This window comes from Streptomyces sp. NPDC050121 (assembly GCF_044460385.1).
Taxonomy (GTDB): domain Bacteria; phylum Actinomycetota; class Actinomycetes; order Streptomycetales; family Streptomycetaceae; genus Streptomyces; species Streptomyces soliscabiei.
Map to the genome: position 1 here is coordinate 35,530 of NZ_JBITJV010000010.1, position 18,893 is coordinate 54,422.

Below are 18,893 nucleotides of genomic sequence, written 5' to 3' on the forward strand. Positions count from 1 at the left end.
GGAAACGACTGGCGGGTACAACTGTCTGCCATGAGCCAGGCACTTCAGGATCTCCTCGATCTGCTCGACCTCGAGCAGATCGAGGAGAACATCTTCCGCGGCCGGTCCCGGTCCGCCGTCGTCCCACGCGTCTTCGGCGGGCAGGTCGCGGCCCAGGCACTGGTCGCCGCCGGACGCACGGTCCCCGAGGACCGTCTCGCCCACTCCCTGCACGCGTACTTCCTGCGCACGGGCGACCCGGGCGCGCCCATCGTCTACACGGTCGACCGGATGAACGACGGCCGTTCCTTCACCGCGCGCCGCGTCATCGCCGTCCAGCACGGACAGCCGATCTTCGCGCTGTCCGCGTCCTTCCAGCGGTACGAGGAGGGCTTCGAGCACCAGGCACCCATGCCCGCCGCCCCGGACCCGGCCACGCTCCCCACCTCCGAGGAGCGACTGCGCGGCTACGACCACCTCGCCCCCGAGATCGTCGAGAAGTTCCTGGAGGCCCGCGAGGCGGTCGATCTGCGCTATGTCGACGAGCCGCCGTACGGCCGGTACGGCGAGCCGCGCGAACCGCACTCCCAGGTGTGGTTCCGCGCCAACGGCAAGCTGGCCGACGACCCGCTACTGCACGTCGTCCTCGCCACCTACGTCTCCGACATGACGCTCCTGGACTCGATCCTCCTCGCGCACGGCCGCGGCGGCTGGGCCGTCGGCGACGTCGTGGGCGCGTCCCTGGATCACGCGATGTGGTTCCACCGCCCGTTCCGCGCCGACGAATGGCTCCTCTACGACCAGGAGTCCCCGTCCGCGCACGGCGGCCGGGGCCTCGGCCAGGCCCGCATCTACACCCAGGACGGCCGGCTCGCGGTATCGGTGGTCCAGGAGGGCGTGGTCCGCGTTCCCCGCGGACGCTGACGGACAAAGGCTGACGGGCGAAGGCTGACGGACAAAGGCTGACGGACAAAGTGATCGGGCCGCCGCCCGACATGACGCACGGCGGATGCGGGATTAGGCTCTTGGAGTGAAAGCCGCAGCGCACGGCACGCCCGGCCGACGAGGCTTCCGGACACCGGACCTCAGCCGCAGCGTCGGTCCGCGAGAACCACAGGCGGACGGACTGCAGGCGTCGGCGGTGAAGCAGTCGTGCAGGTCATGACCCAGCGGTGACCCAGGTCGACGCCGCATCCCTTTTTCCTGGCGGCGGCGGCCATCCGCCTCGCGTGTTCCTTCCGGGACCGCGGGGGACGATGGACGAAAGGGTTCCTCTCATGCGAGCACAGCGCGCGAGGCGTGTCCTCGCGGCGTCGGCTGCCGGTCTGCTGATGGCGGGTGGCGCCGCGATCGGCTCGGCGGGCGTCGCCTCGGCGAACGACTCCCACAGCCACGACCACAGCAGCTTCAGCCGGGACTGCGACGACCACGATCACGGCTGGTGGAACAACGACGACGACTGCGACAACAACGGCCGTCACGACAACGACAACCACCGCGACCACCGCGACAACGGAGACCACGGCAACCGAGACAACGGAGACCACGGAGACCACGGCAACCGAGACAACGGCGACCACGGCAACCGAGACAACGGCAACGACCACGGTCGGTAACGGCTGATCCGACGTCTCCCCGACGCAGTGCGACGTGCGACCCACAGCGGGCCGCACGTCGGCTGCTTCAGGGCGCCAACCCCGCCTCGGCCAGCAGATACGCCGTCATCGGGTCGTAGTGGCGGGGGCTCACCACATGGTCGTCGAGGGGGACCGCCACCTGGACGGTCCCCTCGGACTCCGCGATGAACAGCGCCGGATCGTTGCAGTCGGCGTACCCGACGGAGTCCACACCGTGCTGCCCGGCGTAGCCCGCCCAGCCGTGGTCGGCGACGACGAGGTCGGGCAGCGGCCGGCCCGCCCGCTCCAGCGCGGTGAGGATGGCCTTCATCGGCTCCCCCGAGTGCGTGTGCCACAGCGTGGCCCCGTGTTCGAGGACCGCCACGTCCGCGACCTGCCAGACGTACCCCTCGTCCGTCTGGAGCCCACTGGGGATGACGACGATCTCGCAGCCGGCGGTGCGCAGCGCGGCGGCGGTGGCGCGGTGCACATCGAGCAGACCGCCGGGGTGACCGGTGGCGAACAGCACCCGCTGCCGCCCGTCGGCGGCCTTGCGCAGCCGCGCCGCCAGCCGGTCCAGACCGCCGGCCGTCAGCTCGGGGTCGATGGTGTCCTGGCCGTAGCGGTACTCGGGATCGTCGTTCACGCCGACCCGCTCGGCCATCACCGCGAGCACGTCCTGCTCGTCGCTCCAGCGGTCGCCGAGTTCCAGCCCGAGCCAGAAGTTGCGGACGCCGTTCGCGAGTTGGCGGTAGTGGGAGAGGTTGTTCTCGCGAGGCGTGGCGACATCCCCGGCGATACGGGTTCTGACGAGGTGGTCGACGAGTTCGACGCGGCTGGGCGTCCCGGGTATCGGCATGCCTCCCATTGTGGGGCAGCCGACTGTGCGCGTCCTGGCTGTTCCGGACGCCGGGACACACGTCAGTGGATGTACGTTCCCTCCACCCCGCGGCCCACAGCTGGACGAAACGTACACTTCGCAGCCGCTTTCCCGCTGCCTAGGGTCGGTGGTCGTCATCCTCAGTACAGTCGCCAGAGAAGCAGTGCATACGCGACAAGGCATAAGAAAGAGGGCATTTCTCCATGAGCAGCACCGAGACGCCTCGCGGCCCCGTCGACTCCTCCCGCATCCCGAGGTATGCCGGACCCGCGACCTTCGCCCGGCTGCCCCGCCTCGACGAGGTCGGCCGCGCCGACGTCGCCGTGGTGGGCGTGCCGTTCGACTCGGGCGTCTCCTACCGGCCGGGCGCCCGCTTCGGCGGCAACGCGATCCGCGAGGCGTCGCGGCTGCTGCGCCCCTACAACCCCGCGCAGGACGCCTCCCCCTTCGCCCTCGCCCAGGTGGCGGACGCCGGCGACATCGCCGCGAACCCCTTCAACATCAACGAGGCGGTCGACACCATCGAGGCGGCGGCGGACGACCTGCTGGGCACGGGCGCGCGCCTGATGACCCTGGGCGGCGACCACACCATCGCGCTGCCGCTGCTGCGCTCGGTCGCGAAGCGGCACGGCCCGGTGGCGCTGCTCCACTTCGACGCGCACCTCGACACCTGGGACACGTACTTCGGCGCGGAGTACACGCACGGGACGCCGTTCCGCCGGGCGGTGGAGGAGGGGATCCTGGACACGGAGGCCCTTTCCCATGTCGGCATCCGCGGCCCGCTCTACGGCAAGCAGGACCTCGACGACGACGAGAAGATGGGCTTCGGCATCGTGACGTCGGCGGATGTGATGCGGCGCGGTGTGGATGAGGTGGCGGACCAGCTGCGGCAGCGCATCGGCGACCGCCCCCTCTACATCTCCATCGACATCGACTGCCTCGACCCGGCGCACGCGCCCGGCACCGGCACGCCGGAGGCGGGCGGCATGACCTCGCGCGAACTCCTGGAGATCCTGCGCGGCCTCGCGTCCTGCAACCTGGTCTCGGCGGACGTCGTCGAGGTGGCCCCCGCGTACGATCACGCGGAGATCACGTCGGTGGCCGCCTCCCACACGGCGTACGAACTGACCACGATCATGTCCCGCCAGATCGCCCAGGCCCGCAAGGAGAACGAGGGCAAGTGACCCACGACCACGACCTGGAACTCCGCCCGACGGCCGCGCAGACGGAGGCGGCACTGAACCCCCCTCCGGGCCGCACCGGCGGAGACCTGGTCGTGGAGACGCTGTCCGGGCTCGGCGCGACGACGGTCTTCGGCCTGCCCGGCCAGCACGCGCTCGCCATGTTCGACGCCCTGCGCCGCTCCTCGCTGCGCTACATCGGCCTGCGGGTGGAGAACAACGCGGGCTTCGCCGCGGACGCCTACGGCAGGATCACGGGCGAGGCCGCGCCGCTGCTGCTGTCGACGGGCCCGGGCGCGCTGACGTCGTTGGCCGCGCTCCAGGAGGCGGCGGCCGCTTCGGCGCCGGTCCTGGCGATCGGCAGCCAGATCCCGACGGCCGGGCTGGGCGGCGGCCGCCACGGCTATCTGCACGAACTCCCCGACCAGGCCGCCTCGTTCCGGGGCGTGGTGAAGTCGGTCCACCAGGTCCGCACCCAGTCACAGATCCCGTCGGCGATCGCGGAGGCCTGGAAGTCGGCGCTGACGGCACCGCACGGCCCGGTATGGGTGGAGATCCCCCAGGACGTCCTGCTCGCCGAGACGATGCTGCCCGTGGTGACGGCGCCGGACGCAACCCCGGAGGACCTGGTCCCGCGCCCCGAACTGACCGCACTGGCAGCCCACTTGCTGTCCAACGCCGCCCGCCCGGCGATCATCGCGGGCGGCGGGGTGGTGAGGGCGGACGCGTCCCGCAAGCTGCGGCAGCTGGCGGAGAAGATCAACGCCCCCGTCGTCACGACCTTCGGAGGCAAGGGCGCGTTCCCGTGGACGCACCCCCTCTCCCTCCAGTCCTGGCTGGAGGACCGCCACACGACGGACTTCCTTCAGGACGCGGACGTCCTGCTGGTGATCGGCTCCGGCCTGGGCGAACTCTCCTCCAACTACCACACGTTCAAGCCCCGAGGCCGGATCATCCAGATCGAGGCCGACCTCGGCAAACTGGAGTCCAACCACCCGGCGCTGGGCATCCACGCGGACGCGAGACTCGCACTGCAGGCGCTGCTGGAAACGGTGGAGGAACGCCGGGATGAAACGGCGAGGAACCGGGTCAAGGCACTGCTCGCGAAGGTGGCCGACCGTATCGCCGCCCAGGAACTGACCCTGGAACAGGACCTGTTGAGGTCGATCCGTCGCGCCCTCCCCGCCGACTCCCCATCCTTCTGGGACATGACGATCCTGTCCTACTGGGCCTGGTCGGCCTTCGATGCGAACTCCCCCAACACCATGCACTCCGCTCAGGGCGCCGGCGGCCTCGGCTACGCCTTCCCGGCAGCGCTGGGCGCGGCAGCGGCCGACCCGACCCGCCCGGTCCTGGCGGTCTCGGGCGACGGCGGCGCCCTCTACTCCATCGCGGAGCTGGCGACGGCGAAGCAGTACGCCCTGCCCGTCACCTGGCTGATCATCGACGACGGCGGCTACGGCATCCTCCGCGAATACCTGGCAGAGGCTTTCGACGAGCCGACGCCAACGGCAACAGAACTGACCCGCCCGGATTACGTGGAGTTGGCGGAATCCTTCGGCGTCCCGGGCGTGCGGACATCCCCGGAAACCCTGGAGGCGGACCTGAGGAAGGCCCTGTCGGAGCCGGGCCCGTCGGTGCTTGTGCTTCCGGCGGTACTGCGGATGTTCGCGGCGACGCATCTGGGCTGACGGGCGGGGACTATTCCGGCGCTGGGAAAACGTGCAGAGGCTTCTCAGCCGATGTAAGCGGCACGAACGGCCAAGTCGGAGGGCCCGTCGAACATCGCGCGCGTCAGCGCGGCCATCGCCTCGGAGTCCTCGCCCAGGGATGACGAGAAGGACAGCGGAATGCTCCGTGCGATGTGATCAAGAGCCACTTCTTCCGGGGTGCGCCCTTCCAGGAGTGCCAAGGTACGCAGGTTCAGATGGTCGGGCTCTGGGGCGGGGGTGTCGCACACGGGGACCTCCTCAGGCGCGCCGTTCGGCGTGATGTGTGGCGATTGTGGCAGTACCGTCGCACGGGCGGTGCTCATCATGGAAGCGCCAGTTCCACCCACGTCGCCTTTCCGATGCCGTGCCGGCGGGGGCAGCAGCCCCAGCGTTCTGCGAGGACCTGTACGAGGGTGAGGCCGCGGCCTCCTTCGTCCTCGAGGCTCGTTGCCCGTGGCTCGGGTCGGCGGTTGTTCGCGTCGGCGACCTCCACGCGCAGGCGTCCGTCGTAGGTGGCGAAGCGGAGGCCGATCTCGCGGCGGGGCGGGGTGGAGGCGTGCCGGAGGGAGTTGGTGAACAGCTCCGAGAGCAACAGCTCCGCCGTTTCGGCCACTTCGCCGTCGATCTTCCAGTCAGTGAGCTGGGTGCGGAGCAGTTCGCGGGCGCGCGGGGCGCTGCGCGAAGTGTGGGGGAGCTGCCAGGTGACTTCGGTGACAGCGGAGTTTGGGGTGGCTTCGGGCATGGTGGTCCCCTCCTTGCCGGCAAGTGCACTGAGTGCGCACTGTGTCGCTGTGGGTAATCGTGGTTGCTTGTCGAGCGACTTGCAAGTGAAACGACTAAGTTCGATTGCTGCGCCTGTGGCGCTGGGTACTCTTATGGGCACGGAGAGGTGCACCAACTGGGGGCGATGTGGCTGCTGGGGAATACAGGCCGACTGTGCGCAAGCGGGTGCTCGGCACCAATCTCCGGCGTCTGCGGGAGGAGCGCGGGTTGTTCCTGGAGGACGCGGCCGAGCAGCTCAGTTGTCACGCGGCCAAGGTGAGCCGCATCGAGTCGGGGCGCAGCGGAATCCGGCAGCTCGATCTCAAGGTGCTGCTCGATCTCTATGGGGTGAAGGACCCGTCGGAGCGGGACGGCTGGCTGGCGTTGGCGCGGGAAAGTCGGCGGCAGCGGTGGTGGAGGGTCCTGGAGGACGAACTCCCCCAGGAGTTCCTGGACTTGATCGGCCTGGAGGATGAGGTGTCCGAGTGCCGTGGCTTCCAGCCCGGCATCGTGCCCGGGCTGTTTCAGACCGAGGCGTACGCGACGGCGGTCATCCAGGGAGGTATTCCCGGGGCGTTGGACGGTGCGCAGAAGACCAAGGTGCGCGTGCGCATGGAGCGGCAGAAGGCGCTGACGCGGACGGATCCAACTCCCCTCAAGGTATGGATGATTCTCGGTGAGGCCGCGCTGCGCCAACAGGTCGGTGGGCCCGGCGTGCTGAGGGAGCAACTGCTGCACCTGGTTGAGTTGGCCCAGCTTCCGAATGTGACTTTGCAGGTACTACCCTTCACCGCAGGAGCCTGCCAGGGTGGGCCTTATCCCTTCCTGATCTACAGTTTTCCTCCTCCAGCGGGGCTGGAAGTGGTTCTCCTGGAGAACTTCGCGAGTCACGCGTATCTGGAGACCAGGGAGGACACGGCTCGGCTGGGCGGCGCCTTCGATCACCTCCGTGCCGCAGCCCTCAGCGCGATGGAATCCGAGTCTCGGATCATGGGGATCGTCGAGGGGCTGACCGACTCGTAAGGAAGAGCAGCACATGTCGTCGCAGCGGACCACTTGGTTCAAGAGCAGCTACAGCGGCCAGAACGGCGAATGCGTGGAGGCCCGTCGCAGCACGACTGGCATCGACGTCCGTGACTCGAAGCACCTGCCTGGCCCTGTGGTCGCTGTCGGGGCCGTGGCATGGCTGTCGTTTCTCGGCGGGGTGCAACGGGTCGCGGCCGAGGGCTCGTAGTCCTGGCTGAAGCACAGGCCTGCCGCTCGAGGAAGCCCTGCCTGTAAGACCGCGTTTGAGATCTGACATGGGACGATCGGTTGGTGTCTCGACTCATGAACCGCGACCGCTCCCTTGAGGAACTTGAGCGCGACCGCTGGTCGGCCCCGTCAGGCGACGAAACCCGGCTGATGGCGACCGTGCGCGAGCTTCGACGCAAGCCGATCGGCGGCCTGACGGTCGAGGACATGCGGTTGCTGATCAGGCAAGACGTGGGCCTTGCCATTCTCCTACCCCTGGCGGTGGATGTCCTCCGGGTCGACCCACTGGCGGAACGCGACATGTACGAGGGCGATCTGCTGGCCGCCGTGCTCACCAGGAGTGCGAAGGTCTGGAGGGAGTCTCCCGAACTCGGGCGGGACGTCCGCCTGATCGTCTCTGAGTTGGCCGACGTCCCGCCTTCCCCGAAACGCGAGGTCGAGGGGTTCTTGGCTTTGTAGCTCGCCGATAGCATCTGCCGGCGTCGAGGGACCGGCAGGCTGTCTACGAGGATCGCCACACGAGCGGTCGTGGGCCGGGGCGCGTCGCAGCACGGCACCGGGTGAGCCGGCGGACCATGACGCCGATCACGGCCCATCGAATCATCGTCTCGGAGTGGGCCGGGCTGGTCTCGTAGTCCCGGGCAAGCCGCCGGTGGGCGGTGAGTCACGAGAAGATGTGCTCTACCGCCCACCGCTTTTCAATGCCGGATCGCCAACTCAAACAACAGGGTAAAATGTTTTGTCAGATCAGCAGTCGACTGGATCGGAAATCCGAAGGTAGCGCACTACGACCTTAGTGTCGCCGTCATACACAAGGAGTTGTAGTTCGTCGCCTCCGGGAGCCTGATAGTCGAATACTTGCATACCGGGTCGCCAGCTTGCGCGTCGCGCGGCGCGTCCACCGACTGGAACTCGCACTGCCCGCCGAATCGGACGCTTAAAAATGGCACCATCTGCGTCACTGCTGAGCTTTCCGTATACAAAAGCCCTACGCCGCAACCCGTGCTGCCAAGAGACACGACAGGGGATGGGGACATTTTCGCCCCATGCAGATTCCCTCGCGCGCCGAGCCGACCGTCTCGCAAGTACTGTCCGGGCCGAGACACCCGCAATTATCGCAGAAAGCGCAAACGTGATAAATTCCAGCATTTAAGCAAACTTTCCAGATGTGGGTCCGGTGTCATCCGCAAGAAGCTTCGAGCTTACCCTCACGTAAAATCAGACACCTAACTAATAGAGTCCGACCGCCTCGCCGGGGTCCGCGACAACGGCAACGACCTGTGGTTCAGCAAGAAACACAAAGCCTTCGGCGGAAACGTGCAGTGCCTGTCCGTCCAAGTGGCGCTGGAGGTTCGATACGGCCTTCGGCGGGGAAGCGGAGCCCGTCTCCCCGCCGAATTTTGGAGTTCGGTCCTTCAGGACTCCTCAGGGTCTCCGAATTCTCTCACGAAATCGTTCAGCAGATGAACCATATCCTCCTCTGACCGGTAGGGCACACCAGCCCAAGGCCGATAGAGGGACAGTCCTTCCGCAAGGAATTCAAACGCCTCGGAATCCGAGAGCTGCTCTACGGCGAGCTTCTCCATGGATGCGATGAAGCCCATAGATCGATCTTCGCCAGAAATGAATTTCCGGGCCATTTTGAGAATTTCTTCTTCTGGGATCGCGGAATATCGAATTCCTTTGGGATCATGGCGGTGACTATGTGATTAGGGTTGCTTACATAAGCTGTGAAGATCATGTGTCAATCGAACATGCTGGTCAATGGTGTCAGGTGTCACGTTTGACTCCGTTCAACTAGCCTCGATCTTTCGCGAGGGTCCGCCGACGGAGTCGGTGGACCCTTTGGCTTTCCGGAGCTGGCGATAGGCAGGCCGGCGGCCCGGTTGTCGCTTCGGGTGGGCGCCGGGTTCCACTGCCCGGGGCGGGTGATGTTGTCGTCGGGATGGCGGAGGTTTGCTGGTCAGCCGGGGGTGGGCAGGAGCGCGAGCCGTTCGAGGGCTGTGGTGATCTCGCCGGTCCAGGGCCAGTGCTGGGTGAGGCGGAGAATCCTGCGTCGGCCGGTGGTGACGAGCTGAGCGGCCGCGGAGAACAGGCGGAAACGCAGGCGGCGGGGTTCCCAGAGTCGGGCCTTGCCGGTGAGAGCAAGCATGGACATCCAGGCCAGCAGGTCGAGGGCGATCTGGACGATCTCCAGCCAGACCTTGTTCTGGGCTGTTGTGTGCAGGGGCAGGTTGCGCAGGCCGGTGGCCCGGGCGGCCCGGATCCGGTCCTCGGCCCGGGCCCGCAGCCGGTGACGGAGCTCGAGCTCGGCGATCGGCCGGTGGGGGGTGTTGGTCGCGAAGCACGTGATCCGCATGCCGTCCGCGTCCGTGATCCTCAACTGGGCGCCAGGGTGAGGCCGTTCCTTTCGGACGATCAGTCGCATGCCCTTGGGCCAGCCGTCCAGGAGCTTGCCGGTGAGCTCGGCGACCCAGGCTCCGTCACGGGCCTCACCGTCGGTCTCGACGGCCGGAGTCCAGGCTGAGGCGGGGACCTTCAGCACGTGTTCGTGGATCGCTTCGGTGATCACCATGCCGACCGAGTAGGACAGCCATCGTCCTCGCCTGGCGAGCCAGGACACGAAGTCGTGGGTGCCGCCGGCGGAGTCGGTGCGGATCAGGGTCTGTCGCCCTCGCCGGTAGTGCTTGGGCAGTTGTGCCAGGGCGAGTTGGGCGGTGGTGATGTGGTCGGCTGCCGTGTTCGAGCCCGCGTTTCCCGGCCTGAGGAGGGCGGCGACGGGCTCGCCGGTTCCGCCCGGTCCGTGGTCGAGGAAGGCCGTCAGGGGGTGATGGCCGTAGGTCTTCTTCCAGGTCGGGGCCGCGTCCTGTTTGTCGGAGTGGGCGATCACGAGGACGCCGTCGAGGTCGATGACGACCTGACCGTCGGCGTCCGGGGCGTTCTTGCCGGCCAACGACCAGGCACGCTGGCGGACTTCGGACCGTGCGGACCGGATGGCCTGCAGGGCTTTCTCGCCGGAGGCGGCGAGGGCGTCGATCAGGCGGGAGATGGTCGGGTCGGAGGCGACCGGACCGAAGACGGCCGGCTCGCACCGCAGCATCGCGACGTCCGCGAGGCAGTCCCCGCCCATCGCGACCGCCAGGGCGACGTCCAGGAGGGCCTTGCCGGGATCGTGGACGGCCCGCGGTTTGCGCCACGGACCCAGAGCCTGGGATATGGCCTGGTCAAGACCGATCTTGCGGACCGTTTCGACGAGCAGGACCGACCCGGCCTGGGAGACGACCTGGCGGCCGTCGTCCTGGACACGGACGCGGGGATAGGACCCGATAGAGTGCTTCACCTGGGAAGTGCCTCCGGCGGTGGCAGGAACAAGGACCTCGACAATCCTCATTCTTGCTGGTCAGGGGCACTTTCTGCTTTCCTGACCGCCTGCCGGACAGCCCACTTCATGAAAGCGCGAGGCTAGGCACTGATGCCTGCCAGTTGAAGGCGGTGGCGGCGAAGAGGCGTGATTTTCGAGGCGTGAGCCGATGACCTCCGTCAGCCCAGCAGATGGCTGATCCCGCCCTGGCCGTCCCTGCCGTTCCAGATGACCGCCGCTAGCCAGAACGGGTACCAGCTCACGCGCTCCGGCAGGAAGCGGGCTCCGAAGAACCAGGCGAGGGTCAGGGCGACAGGGAGCAGGCAGCAGCCCCATCCGCGTACGCCGGGGGTGGTCGCGGGGGTTGGGGGTGCGGGGTTCTCGGGCACCCTGGGCACGCTAGGCGGGGGCGGTGACCTGCGCATGAGTACGGGTACTCACACGTCCGTCGGCGACGACGAACTCCTCTCGCAGCATGGCGAATCCGATCTGAACCGCCCGTCGGCGGAGTTGTGTCGGAGATACTCATGGCATGAACCCGCCACCGGACGGTCTGCCCGTCTACCGCGTCCTGACCGGCCCCGACGATGCGTCGTTCTGCCACCGCGTCAGCGAGGCACTTGCCCTGGGATACCGCCTCCACGAAGGTCCGGCGCTGACGTTCAACGGCAGCGACGTCATCATTGCGCAGGCGCTGATCTGGTCCGGCGTCCACGCAGCAGACGCCGTGGGGGAGTAGGCCATGTCTGATGTGAACGGATCGTCCAACCCCGTCGGCAGCCCGAGCCCTGTCTCCAGGCCCGGCCCCGTTACCGCCGATGACGTGCAGGACGCCGTTCGGCTGGCCGTTGCCGTGCTTCGGGGTGCGGGCGCGGCGGCCGACTGGGATGCCAACGCAGGCTCGCTGGAGTGGAGTTGTTGGGAGACCGTCGAACATCTCGCTGATGATCTGTTCGCCTACGCCGCTCAACTCGGGCCCGAGCAGCCGCCCTTGGAGGCCGAGGTGCCCTTCGTCTGGAGTCGGAAGAAGCCAGGGGCGCCGGCGAACGTGATCTTTGCCGATCGTGCGGCCGGGCCGGACGGCCTTGTGCAGGTGCTGGACGCCTGTGGGGCGATGCTCGCGGCCGTGGTGCGGACGGCGCCGACGACCGTCAGGGCGCATCACGTCTTCGGGGTTTCCGACCCCGAGGGCTTCGCCGCCATGGGGGTCGTCGAGACGCTGGTGCACCTGTACGACGTCGCCGAGGGGCTCGGGGTCGAGTGGGAGGCGCCGGACGCCGGGCTCTGTGACCGGGTGCTGGCGCGGCTGTTTCCCGATGCGCCGACCGGCGCCGACCGGTGGCCCACGCTGCTGTGGGCCACCGGTCGGGGGGAGATTCCGGGGCGGGCGCGACTCGGTCAGTGGCGGTGGCACGGCGCCCCGCGGGGTGAGCGGTAGGAGGCCTCAGCAGGCGCCCGGGCCCACTCCGTCGATCCTGCCGCCGAAGTCGCCCTGGTAGCGCGAGCGCCAGTCGCCGTTGAAGACGTCCCGCTTCTCGACCGGCCCCCAGTTGATGAAGCAGGCGCGGGTACTGGCGACGAACGAGCCGACGTGGTCGTGGAGGTAGGGCGGCATGTCGCGGTAGCCGCTGCGGGCGGTCCACTCCCAGCTGCTGCCGCCGAAGCCCTCGCCGCTGTAGAAGCAGACCGAGCCGTCGGGACAGGACGGCGCCGCCGCGGCCGAGGCGTCCTGGGTCGGCAGGACGAGAGCGGTCAGTGCGAGGGCGGCGGCGCAGGACCAGGCGCGAAGTTTCATGAACGTCTCCGGAGGAGGAAATGGGGATGCGTGGCGCCTCGGCGGACCGCCGTGGCTGCCTCCATGCTTCCGGCCCGGCCCGCGACATGCCCGGGATGAAGATCCACATCACCGATGTGAGGGAAGTGGTCAGGTGATATGGAAAGTGGCTTGAATCGGTAAAAGGAAGTCCCATACGTTCTCCCTCGCCCCTGCAGTACTGCATGGGCACATCAACTTCATATTCGCGGCGACCGGGTGCCTTCAGAACTCGTTGAGGAGGCCGAGCGCCGCTTCGGCGCCCGCTTCTCCACCCTCTACGGGCAGACCGAACTCAGCCCCGCCGTCACCCAGACCAGCCCCGACGACAGCGCCCACGACAAGCTGCACACCGTCGGCCAGCCCCTGTGGCAGGTTGAGGTCAAGATCGTCGGCCCCGCCGACGCCGATCCGCTGCCCGTGGGCGAGCCGGGTGAGATCTGCGCCCGTGGATACCAGGTCATGCTCGGCTACTACGACCTCCCCGAGGCCCACCGCGCAGACCGTCGACCGCGACGGATGGCTGCACACTGGCGACCTGGGCGTGATGGACGAGCGCGGCTACGTCACCGTCACCGGCCGCCTCAAGGACATGATCATCCGAGGCGGGGAGAACATCTACCCCGCCGAGATCGAGGCAGCGCTCAGCACCTACCTCAAGGTGCGGCAGGCTGCCGTGCTCGGCCGCTCCGACCCGGCGTGGGGCGAGCAGGTCGCCGCCGTGATCAACGCCACCGATCCTGCCGACCCGCCCACCGCTGCCGAACTCCACGACCACCTGCGCGCGGCTCTGGCCCCGTACAAGACACACCGCCACTGGTACCTGGCCGACGCCATTCCGGCCAACGCCATGGGAAAGATCCAGAAGTTTCTCCTGCGACGGCAGATCAGTGACGGGAACCTGAAGTCGCTCCCCTGAGTCACCCGTCCGTCCCGCAGCACGGGGTGCACGAGGGGATGGTCTCGTTCTCGGGCGGGCCGCTGCTCGGGCTCACCCGGCGTCGAGGTCTGGTCGGAGCGGAGCATTGCCGACCGTCCCTTGCCTGCCCATCGGTTGAGAGCTGCCAAGCCGGAGGACAGGTGGCTACTTCACAAAGCTCGACCGGCGAGCGTGCGGTTGCTCGCTGTGGAAGTGCGCACGCCCGCCGACCGCTCCCGTGGCCGTGGGGGCGGTCGGCGGCCCTGACCGGCGCTGCCGTCGCACGGGTTATGCGGCGTTGCCCTGGGCTTGGGTGGAGACGTCGGCCCATTCCTGCCAGGTCTTGAGGCGTTCGGCGTAGACCTGGGGGACGAGGTGGAGGGGGGCGGTGCCGAAGAAGACGCGCAGGGGCGGGTTGTCGGCGTCGACGATCTTCAGCAGGGCGGGGCCGGTTGCGGCGGGGTCGCCGGACTTGACGTCGCTCCAGGCGGCGGCGACGGCGGTGCGCAGGTCGTCGTAGGCGGGCAGCTGTGTGGCGAAGGTGGCGGAGGAGCCGGCCCAGTCGGTTTCGAAGCCGCCGGGCTCGACGAGGGTGACCTTGATGCCGAAGCCGGCGACCTCCTGGGCGAGGGCCTCGGTCAGGCCTTCCAGGGCCCACTTGGAGGCGTTGTAACCGCCCAGGTTGGGGAAGGAGGCGACGCCGCCGACCGTGGAGATCTGCACGATGTGGCCGCTGCCCTGGGCCCGCAGGAGGGGCAGGGCAGCCTGGGTGACCCACAGGGCGCCGTAGAAGTTGGTCTCCATCTGACCGCGGACCTGCTGTTCCGTCAGCTCCTCGACCGTGCCGAACAGGCCGTGTCCGGCGTTGTTGACCACGACGTCGAGCCGGCCGAAGTGCTCGTGCGCCCGCTGGACGGCCTCGAACGCGGCGGCCTTGTCGGTGACGTCCAGCTTCAGCGGCAGGACCGCCTCACCGTGGGCGGCCACCAGATCCGCCAGGGAGTCGGTGTTGCGGGCGGTGGCCGCGACCTTGTCACCACGCTCCAGGGCCGCCTGGACGAACTGGCGGCCGAAGCCACGCGAGGAACCGGTGACGAACCAGATCTTGCTCATGGGAAAGCGCTCTCCTTCGAGATGAAGTCTTATGGAAAGACTGTACATCGACATGATACTGAGTATCAAGTCGAATCGCAGGGTCGGCATTGTTGAGGGCAGTAAGAGTGGCGGGGACGGTGGAGGGTCACCGAGCAGAGGCATGTGAGAGCACAGCTGAGACGACGAAGCCCCACCGGAGCTCCGGTGGGGCCTCCGTATGAGTCGGCCAGGACGGCGCGCGCCGGTGGGCGGCACCCGTCGCGCGGCCCGACGGCGGCCGCTTCTTCTCTGCCGGCGACGTCGCCGGCAGCTCCATCATCGGCCCCGGCCGTCGGCGCAACCGCTGCGTGAACGAGGACCTCCGCGGCCGGTGACCAGTGAACGGAGTCGCCCCGAGCATGCCAAGCCCGGGGCGGTGCCCTCTCCGCGCGCTCCAGCGCGACGCGCTGCCCGGCATCTCGTCGCAGCGACCCCGGCGCCCCGCCGACCACCACCCACCCAGGAGGCACCCCGTGACCGACCAACCGCACGTCGAGACCCTGCAGCCGCACGCCACCGTCAGATAGGGACGACTGCGACGTCGGTCTGCGGCACAGCCGTCATTTGAGGCCACCCGCGAACCGAGCGGCCCCGGTTCGCGCCCACCGCCGCGTGCTACGTGAGATACGCGGCGAGCGGAAGGTTCTGGCGACGCACGTCACCGGCGACGAGCCCTGCGACCCGCTGGGCGCCGTAGGTGTCGAAGTGGGTGTGGTCGTTGCAGAAAAAGGTGCCCAGGGGACCGCTGCCTCCGTAGTCGCCGTTGTTCGGGCAGAAGTGCAGACTGTTGTAGAGCGAGACACTGAGCGTCTGCAGGTCGATGACCGGCGCCCTGGTGGCGGATCCGGCGGCGAAGGTCTCGCCCACGAAGCCGCGGTTCTTGGTCGCTGTGCCGCCGGAGCAGGTGATGGCGGCCACCGGGGTGAGCAGCACCGGGTGCGCGCCCCGGGCCAGGGCGGCCTGCGCCATCATGGTCATCAGCTGTTGGTACCGGGCCGGGCCGACGTGCCGGGGGCAGGTCGAGGAGGAGTCGTTGATGCCGAACTGGATGAACAGGTAGTCACCGGCCTTCATTCCGGTGCTCGAGTTCAGCATCGCCTGCCAGCGGGACGAGTACGTGGTGGACGTGAGGCGGCACTCACCGTCCGAGCCCTTGGTGCTGCTCACGTTCCCCTCGTACAGCCAGGTCTGGATGCTGCGGCCTCCCACGGCCTGGTTCTTGACGGTCACGTCGCTGGTGAACAGGGCGTCGAACTGGCTGCCCCAGCCGACCGGACAACGGCCGGAACTCGGGTTGGCCATGGTGGAGTCGCCGGCCAGCCACACGGTGACCGGCGCGGCGACCGCCCGTGCGGCCGGGGCCTGGGAGCGGGAGGCACTGGTGCAGTTCGTGACGACGCGGTCCGCCGCGGATGCGGCGCTGACACCGAGGCTCGACAAGGCGATCACGAGCGCGGTCGTGATGAGAATCCGTAAGTTCCTCAAGGGTCCCTCCTTGGGACTGGCGCCGGGCGTCGGTCAGCGCAGGTACGCGGCCAGGGGCAGGCGCTGCTCGCGGATGCTCTGGAGCACCAGCCCGCCCATCCGGCTCGCGCCGTACTGCGAGAAGTGGGTGTTGTCCGTGACACCGTCGACGGATGAGCGCAGGAAGAGCTGTGCCGAGGCGGACGGTCCGAGGGACTCGACCAGTGTCTTGCTCTTGGTGGTCAGATCGATCACTGGCACGTTCTGCGCCGTGCCGACCGAGCGCATCTCGGCGGGCAGGTTCACTCTGAGGCCGTTGACGTGCAGTGCCGTGGGCGTGAGCCGGCTGCCGTCGAACAGCCGGCGGACCGGCGGGGTCACCAGGACCGGGACGCCGCCCTTCGCACGGACCTGCGTGATCATGGAGGTGAGGTTGCTCCGGAAGGCTGACGCGCTGGTCTGCTTGTCGTTGTGGCCGAACTGGATGAAGACCGCGTCGTTTGCCTTGACCTTCGCCAGCAGTGCCGGGAAGAGCGCCGAGTTCCTCAGGAAGCTGCCCGAACTCTCCCCCGAGTCTGCGTAGTTGGCGACGGACGCTCCGGGGCTCACCGCCGGCGTGATCGTCTGGCCCCATCCCGTGTACGGGGCCACGGGCTGGTCGCACACGGTCGAGTCTCCGGCCAGGTAGGCGACCAGCGGCTGGGTCGCCGGTTTCACGGAGACGGCCGACACCTTCGGGTCGGTCCCCGCGAACCGGATGTCCAGACCGGGGTTTCCGGTGCCGCCCTGGCCGGTCGGCTGCCCTTCCGGCTGCCGCACGTTGACCGTGAACGAGTACGTGGCGGCGGCACCGGCCGCCGTCTTCGTCGCCGGAAGCATCAGGCGCCGGGCCTCCACCCACATGTCGGTCTCGGCGGCAGTGGCACCACCGATGGAGACAGTCACGTCGTAGTTGCCGGGTGAGACCGCGTAGTGACACTTGATCGGCGCAGTGCCGGAACAACCGGCCGGCAGCGCCCGCGTGGCGGCATCGGCATGCGCCGCACCGGTGCCGACCAGCGTCGCGAGGGTCAGCAGACCCACCACTCCCAGCCTGACCCCGTACCCTTCGAAACTTGATGTCATGCCCATTACAATCACCAATCCCCATCCTTGACCGGAGAGTTGCCCGGGTTGAGGTCCATGGCCCGTCGCTCAGGCCTGGGTGAAGCCGTTCATGATGATGGAGGGCCGCTTCGTGGCGGAGTCCCAGGCGCCCATGTTGTAGCCGGTGAACGGGGACATGCACTCCGGCTCCCAGTAGAAGATGCCCTGCCCGCCGTTGGCCTTGAGCGCCTTGATGTAGGCGATCAGCGCGGCCTGGGTGGCGGAGGCGCGGTCCACCCGGCCACCGAACTCGCTCTGCAGGAACGGCTTGCCGTAGGCGTCGGAGATCTTCTTCATGTTCGCCACGATCCCGGGGGCGAGACTCGCGCTGCCGTAGGAGGAGAACACCGACATGTCCCACTTGCCGCCGTTGGCCGCGTAGCGGCTGAAGAACGTCGTCATGGAGTCGTACTTCTGCGGCTGGGCCAGGTGGATGCACACCGTCGAGTTCGGGGACACCGCCTTGACCTGTGTGTAGGCGGCGTTGAGCAGCCCGGTCATCTGCGCCCCGTTGGAGACGCTGCCGACCGGGCGGCAGATCCCGCTGTTGATCTCGTTGCCGATCTGCACCCAGGTGGGCAGCACGTCGTTGTTCTTCATGACCGTCATGGTCTGGTTCACGTACGTGCCCATGGCGGTGCGCATCTGGCTGTAGCTCATGTTCCGCCAGGCCGCCGGCGGGTTCTGCACGCCGACGGAGTTCCAGGTGTCGCCGAACATGTAGTCGAGCATGATCGACATGCCGGCGGCCTTGACCCTCTTGGCGAAGGCGGCCACCTCGTTGATGCCGCAGTGCCCGTTGGCCGGGTCGTTGGAAGGGTTGACGAACGTACGCAGGCGTACGGCGGTGATGCCGTATCCCTTGAGGATGGTCAGCAGGTCCTGGGTCTGCCCGCCGGCGTTCTTCCAGGAGTAGCCGCGCGCCTCCATCTGAGGTGCCCAGCTGATGTCGACGCCTTTGACGAAGCTCGCCGCGGCCTCGGCAGGCGTCTCGAGTTCGGCGAACGCGGCGGCGGTGGCGATCGCCCCGGCGGTCGCGGTGGTGGCCCTGAGCAGGGTTCGCCGGCTGATGCGCGCGGCAACTGGTGTGGGGGGCTGCGGGGACATGGTCGGTCCTTTCCTTCCGCCGGCCGCGGGTGAGACGTCGCGGTCGGCGGAGAGCGGGTCAGCGAGAAAGAGACTTCCAGGAGCGAGGCGGGTCATGGGGGCAACCGACGCTCAGGCTCGAGGAGTTGGTTTAGCGCGTGCGATCCAGCCGATGCTGCCTCCCTCGGTGTGGCGACAACTGAGGCAGGAGTGCTTGCGAGTGGCACGTGTCGGAGACGGCGGCCTTGGCATGCCAGGGACGCTCCTCCAGGTCGGAGCTGTGAACGATCACAGAGGTGTTGCGATGGAGGTGCTCCATCGCATCACAACGAACCGGAGGTGCATCACGCAGCTTCTCGATCGGGCACCAAGCTGTCAACCATTGCTCACCGATCCATGGAAGAAGCAGTGCGATCCTGTGGGCGGGTGCTCGCCGCGCCTCGGCTGTGGGCTGTCTGAATCGGCTGGAGTCATCCCAGTTCAAGTGCCCTTTCAGAAGGAATGCAGCGACGGGGACGAGGTTGCGCACGGGTATCTCGTCGACTCGCACTCGAACACGCTCGAACAGGAAAGCCAACAGAATGCT

21 protein-coding genes and 2 pseudogenes are annotated in these 18,893 nt (G+C 68.0%); 11 read left to right on the forward strand and 12 right to left on the reverse strand.

What is annotated here, in order from left to right:
- Window positions 1-30 precede the first annotated feature (30 nt).
- Together ACIBTS_RS17200 and ACIBTS_RS17205 are read left to right on the forward strand one after the other, a co-directional pair.
- Complete coding sequence (locus tag ACIBTS_RS17200) at window positions 31-903, forward strand: acyl-CoA thioesterase (protein WP_399320167.1); 873 nt, start codon at window positions 31-33, stop codon at window positions 901-903.
- A 353-nt stretch (window positions 904-1,256) separates the two neighbouring features.
- Window positions 1,257-1,595 carry a hypothetical protein gene (locus ACIBTS_RS17205; protein ID WP_399320169.1) on the forward strand — a complete coding sequence of 113 codons (339 nt, stop codon included), beginning with the start codon at window positions 1,257-1,259 and terminating at the stop codon, window positions 1,593-1,595.
- Window positions 1,596-1,662: 67 nt separating this feature from the next.
- Here ACIBTS_RS17205 and ACIBTS_RS17210 read toward each other — a convergent pair whose 3' ends face one another.
- On the reverse strand, window positions 1,663-2,454 hold the full coding sequence (locus tag ACIBTS_RS17210) for a phosphatase (protein ID WP_319342050.1): 792 nt from the start codon (window positions 2,452-2,454) through the stop codon (window positions 1,663-1,665).
- Window positions 2,455-2,678: 224 nt separating this feature from the next.
- On the opposite strand from ACIBTS_RS17210, the gene speB reads away from it, so the two are divergent.
- Window positions 2,679-3,659 carry an agmatinase gene (speB, locus tag ACIBTS_RS17215; protein ID WP_399320170.1) on the forward strand — a complete coding sequence of 327 codons (981 nt, stop codon included), beginning with the start codon at window positions 2,679-2,681 and terminating at the stop codon, window positions 3,657-3,659.
- On the forward strand, window positions 3,656-5,347 hold the full coding sequence (locus ACIBTS_RS17220) for a thiamine pyrophosphate-binding protein (protein WP_399320171.1): 1,692 nt from the start codon (window positions 3,656-3,658) through the stop codon (window positions 5,345-5,347). The genes speB and ACIBTS_RS17220 overlap by 4 nt, the downstream gene beginning before the upstream one ends.
- Before the next feature lie 44 nt (window positions 5,348-5,391).
- Here ACIBTS_RS17220 and ACIBTS_RS17225 read toward each other — a convergent pair whose 3' ends face one another.
- Both ACIBTS_RS17225 and ACIBTS_RS17230 read right to left on the reverse strand, forming a co-directional pair.
- Window positions 5,392-5,694 carry a hypothetical protein gene (locus tag ACIBTS_RS17225; RefSeq protein WP_399320172.1) on the reverse strand — a complete coding sequence of 101 codons (303 nt, stop codon included), beginning with the start codon at window positions 5,692-5,694 and terminating at the stop codon, window positions 5,392-5,394.
- The gene (locus ACIBTS_RS17230) at window positions 5,691-6,110 is read right to left on the reverse strand and encodes an ATP-binding protein (RefSeq protein WP_399320174.1); all 420 of its coding nucleotides are present in this window, start codon (window positions 6,108-6,110) and stop codon (window positions 5,691-5,693) included. The genes ACIBTS_RS17225 and ACIBTS_RS17230 overlap by 4 nt, the downstream gene beginning before the upstream one ends.
- Before the next feature lie 194 nt (window positions 6,111-6,304).
- Between ACIBTS_RS17230 and ACIBTS_RS17235 the strand changes: the two genes are divergently transcribed.
- From ACIBTS_RS17235 to ACIBTS_RS17245, 3 genes are all read left to right on the forward strand, one after another.
- Complete coding sequence (locus ACIBTS_RS17235) at window positions 6,305-7,153, forward strand: helix-turn-helix domain-containing protein (RefSeq protein WP_399320176.1); 849 nt, start codon at window positions 6,305-6,307, stop codon at window positions 7,151-7,153.
- A gap of 13 nt (window positions 7,154-7,166) precedes the next feature.
- The gene (locus ACIBTS_RS17240) at window positions 7,167-7,364 is read left to right on the forward strand and encodes a DUF397 domain-containing protein (protein WP_399320178.1); all 198 of its coding nucleotides are present in this window, start codon (window positions 7,167-7,169) and stop codon (window positions 7,362-7,364) included.
- Between the two features lie 95 nt (window positions 7,365-7,459).
- Window positions 7,460-7,843 carry a contact-dependent growth inhibition system immunity protein gene (locus ACIBTS_RS17245; RefSeq protein WP_399320180.1) on the forward strand — a complete coding sequence of 128 codons (384 nt, stop codon included), beginning with the start codon at window positions 7,460-7,462 and terminating at the stop codon, window positions 7,841-7,843.
- Between the two features lie 43 nt (window positions 7,844-7,886).
- On the opposite strand, the pseudogene ACIBTS_RS17250 reads toward ACIBTS_RS17245, so the two are convergent.
- The 4 genes and pseudogenes from ACIBTS_RS17250 to ACIBTS_RS17265 form a co-directional block, all read right to left on the reverse strand.
- Window positions 7,887-8,087, reverse strand: a pseudogene (locus tag ACIBTS_RS17250) (IS5/IS1182 family transposase); the annotation flags it as partial.
- 712 nt (window positions 8,088-8,799) lie between these two features.
- Window positions 8,800-8,988, reverse strand: coding sequence for a hypothetical protein (locus tag ACIBTS_RS17255; RefSeq protein ID WP_399320182.1), 189 nt, complete (start codon window positions 8,986-8,988; stop codon window positions 8,800-8,802).
- A 359-nt stretch (window positions 8,989-9,347) separates the two neighbouring features.
- Window positions 9,348-10,724 (reverse strand): IS1380 family transposase, encoded by a 1,377-nt coding sequence (locus tag ACIBTS_RS17260; protein ID WP_399320184.1) that lies wholly within the window; start codon window positions 10,722-10,724, stop codon window positions 9,348-9,350.
- A 200-nt stretch (window positions 10,725-10,924) separates the two neighbouring features.
- A complete protein-coding gene (locus ACIBTS_RS17265) occupies window positions 10,925-11,134 on the reverse strand; it encodes a hypothetical protein (RefSeq protein ID WP_399320186.1) in 210 nt (69 codons plus the stop codon).
- A gap of 143 nt (window positions 11,135-11,277) precedes the next feature.
- Between ACIBTS_RS17265 and ACIBTS_RS17270 the strand changes: the two genes are divergently transcribed.
- On the forward strand, window positions 11,278-11,484 hold the full coding sequence (locus tag ACIBTS_RS17270) for a DUF1737 domain-containing protein (protein WP_399320187.1): 207 nt from the start codon (window positions 11,278-11,280) through the stop codon (window positions 11,482-11,484).
- Window positions 11,485-11,487: 3 nt separating this feature from the next.
- Window positions 11,488-12,183 carry a hypothetical protein gene (locus ACIBTS_RS17275; RefSeq protein ID WP_399320189.1) on the forward strand — a complete coding sequence of 232 codons (696 nt, stop codon included), beginning with the start codon at window positions 11,488-11,490 and terminating at the stop codon, window positions 12,181-12,183.
- 6 nt (window positions 12,184-12,189) lie between these two features.
- Here ACIBTS_RS17275 and ACIBTS_RS17280 read toward each other — a convergent pair whose 3' ends face one another.
- Complete coding sequence (locus ACIBTS_RS17280) at window positions 12,190-12,540, reverse strand: peptidase inhibitor family I36 protein (RefSeq protein WP_399320190.1); 351 nt, start codon at window positions 12,538-12,540, stop codon at window positions 12,190-12,192.
- A 237-nt stretch (window positions 12,541-12,777) separates the two neighbouring features.
- On the opposite strand from ACIBTS_RS17280, the pseudogene ACIBTS_RS17285 reads away from it, so the two are divergent.
- A pseudogene (locus ACIBTS_RS17285) lies at window positions 12,778-12,975 on the forward strand (AMP-binding protein); the annotation flags it as partial.
- A gap of 130 nt (window positions 12,976-13,105) precedes the next feature.
- Window positions 13,106-13,477 (forward strand): hypothetical protein, encoded by a 372-nt coding sequence (locus tag ACIBTS_RS17290; protein ID WP_399320191.1) that lies wholly within the window; start codon window positions 13,106-13,108, stop codon window positions 13,475-13,477.
- Between the two features lie 288 nt (window positions 13,478-13,765).
- On the opposite strand, the gene ACIBTS_RS17295 is transcribed toward ACIBTS_RS17290, so the two are convergent.
- From ACIBTS_RS17295 to ACIBTS_RS17310, 4 genes are all read right to left on the reverse strand, one after another.
- Window positions 13,766-14,590, reverse strand: a complete 825-nt coding sequence (locus ACIBTS_RS17295) for an SDR family oxidoreductase (protein WP_399320193.1) — start codon at window positions 14,588-14,590, stop codon at window positions 13,766-13,768.
- Between the two features lie 636 nt (window positions 14,591-15,226).
- Complete coding sequence (locus ACIBTS_RS17300) at window positions 15,227-16,096, reverse strand: SGNH/GDSL hydrolase family protein (protein WP_399320195.1); 870 nt, start codon at window positions 16,094-16,096, stop codon at window positions 15,227-15,229.
- A gap of 33 nt (window positions 16,097-16,129) precedes the next feature.
- Complete coding sequence (locus ACIBTS_RS17305; RefSeq protein WP_399320197.1) at window positions 16,130-17,200, reverse strand: rhamnogalacturonan acetylesterase; 1,071 nt, start codon at window positions 17,198-17,200, stop codon at window positions 16,130-16,132.
- Between the two features lie 69 nt (window positions 17,201-17,269).
- Window positions 17,270-18,328: a glycosyl hydrolase 53 family protein gene (locus tag ACIBTS_RS17310; protein ID WP_399320199.1), complete on the reverse strand. Its 1,059-nt coding sequence runs from the start codon at window positions 18,326-18,328 to the stop codon at window positions 17,270-17,272.
- Between the last annotated feature and the right edge of the window lie 565 nt (window positions 18,329-18,893).

Coding starts and splice junctions, on each gene's coding strand:
- ACIBTS_RS17200 (WP_399320167.1), top strand. CDS start 31: ATGAGCCAGGCACTTCAGGATCTCCTCGATCTGCTCGACCTCGAGCAG.
- ACIBTS_RS17205 (WP_399320169.1), top strand. CDS start 1,257: ATGCGAGCACAGCGCGCGAGGCGTGTCCTCGCGGCGTCGGCTGCCGGT.
- ACIBTS_RS17210 (WP_319342050.1), bottom strand. CDS start 2,454: ATGCCGATACCCGGGACGCCCAGCCGCGTCGAACTCGTCGACCACCTC.
- speB (WP_399320170.1), top strand. CDS start 2,679: ATGAGCAGCACCGAGACGCCTCGCGGCCCCGTCGACTCCTCCCGCATC.
- ACIBTS_RS17225 (WP_399320172.1), bottom strand. CDS start 5,694: ATGATGAGCACCGCCCGTGCGACGGTACTGCCACAATCGCCACACATC.
- ACIBTS_RS17230 (WP_399320174.1), bottom strand. CDS start 6,110: ATGCCCGAAGCCACCCCAAACTCCGCTGTCACCGAAGTCACCTGGCAG.
- ACIBTS_RS17240 (WP_399320178.1), top strand. CDS start 7,167: ATGTCGTCGCAGCGGACCACTTGGTTCAAGAGCAGCTACAGCGGCCAG.
- ACIBTS_RS17245 (WP_399320180.1), top strand. CDS start 7,460: ATGAACCGCGACCGCTCCCTTGAGGAACTTGAGCGCGACCGCTGGTCG.
- ACIBTS_RS17255 (WP_399320182.1), bottom strand. CDS start 8,988: ATGGGCTTCATCGCATCCATGGAGAAGCTCGCCGTAGAGCAGCTCTCG.
- ACIBTS_RS17270 (WP_399320187.1), top strand. CDS start 11,278: ATGAACCCGCCACCGGACGGTCTGCCCGTCTACCGCGTCCTGACCGGC.
- ACIBTS_RS17275 (WP_399320189.1), top strand. CDS start 11,488: ATGTCTGATGTGAACGGATCGTCCAACCCCGTCGGCAGCCCGAGCCCT.
- ACIBTS_RS17280 (WP_399320190.1), bottom strand. CDS start 12,540: ATGAAACTTCGCGCCTGGTCCTGCGCCGCCGCCCTCGCACTGACCGCT.
- ACIBTS_RS17290 (WP_399320191.1), top strand. CDS start 13,106: ATGGACGAGCGCGGCTACGTCACCGTCACCGGCCGCCTCAAGGACATG.
- ACIBTS_RS17295 (WP_399320193.1), bottom strand. CDS start 14,590: ATGAGCAAGATCTGGTTCGTCACCGGTTCCTCGCGTGGCTTCGGCCGC.
- ACIBTS_RS17305 (WP_399320197.1), bottom strand. CDS start 17,200: ATGACATCAAGTTTCGAAGGGTACGGGGTCAGGCTGGGAGTGGTGGGT.
- ACIBTS_RS17310 (WP_399320199.1), bottom strand. CDS start 18,328: ATGTCCCCGCAGCCCCCCACACCAGTTGCCGCGCGCATCAGCCGGCGA.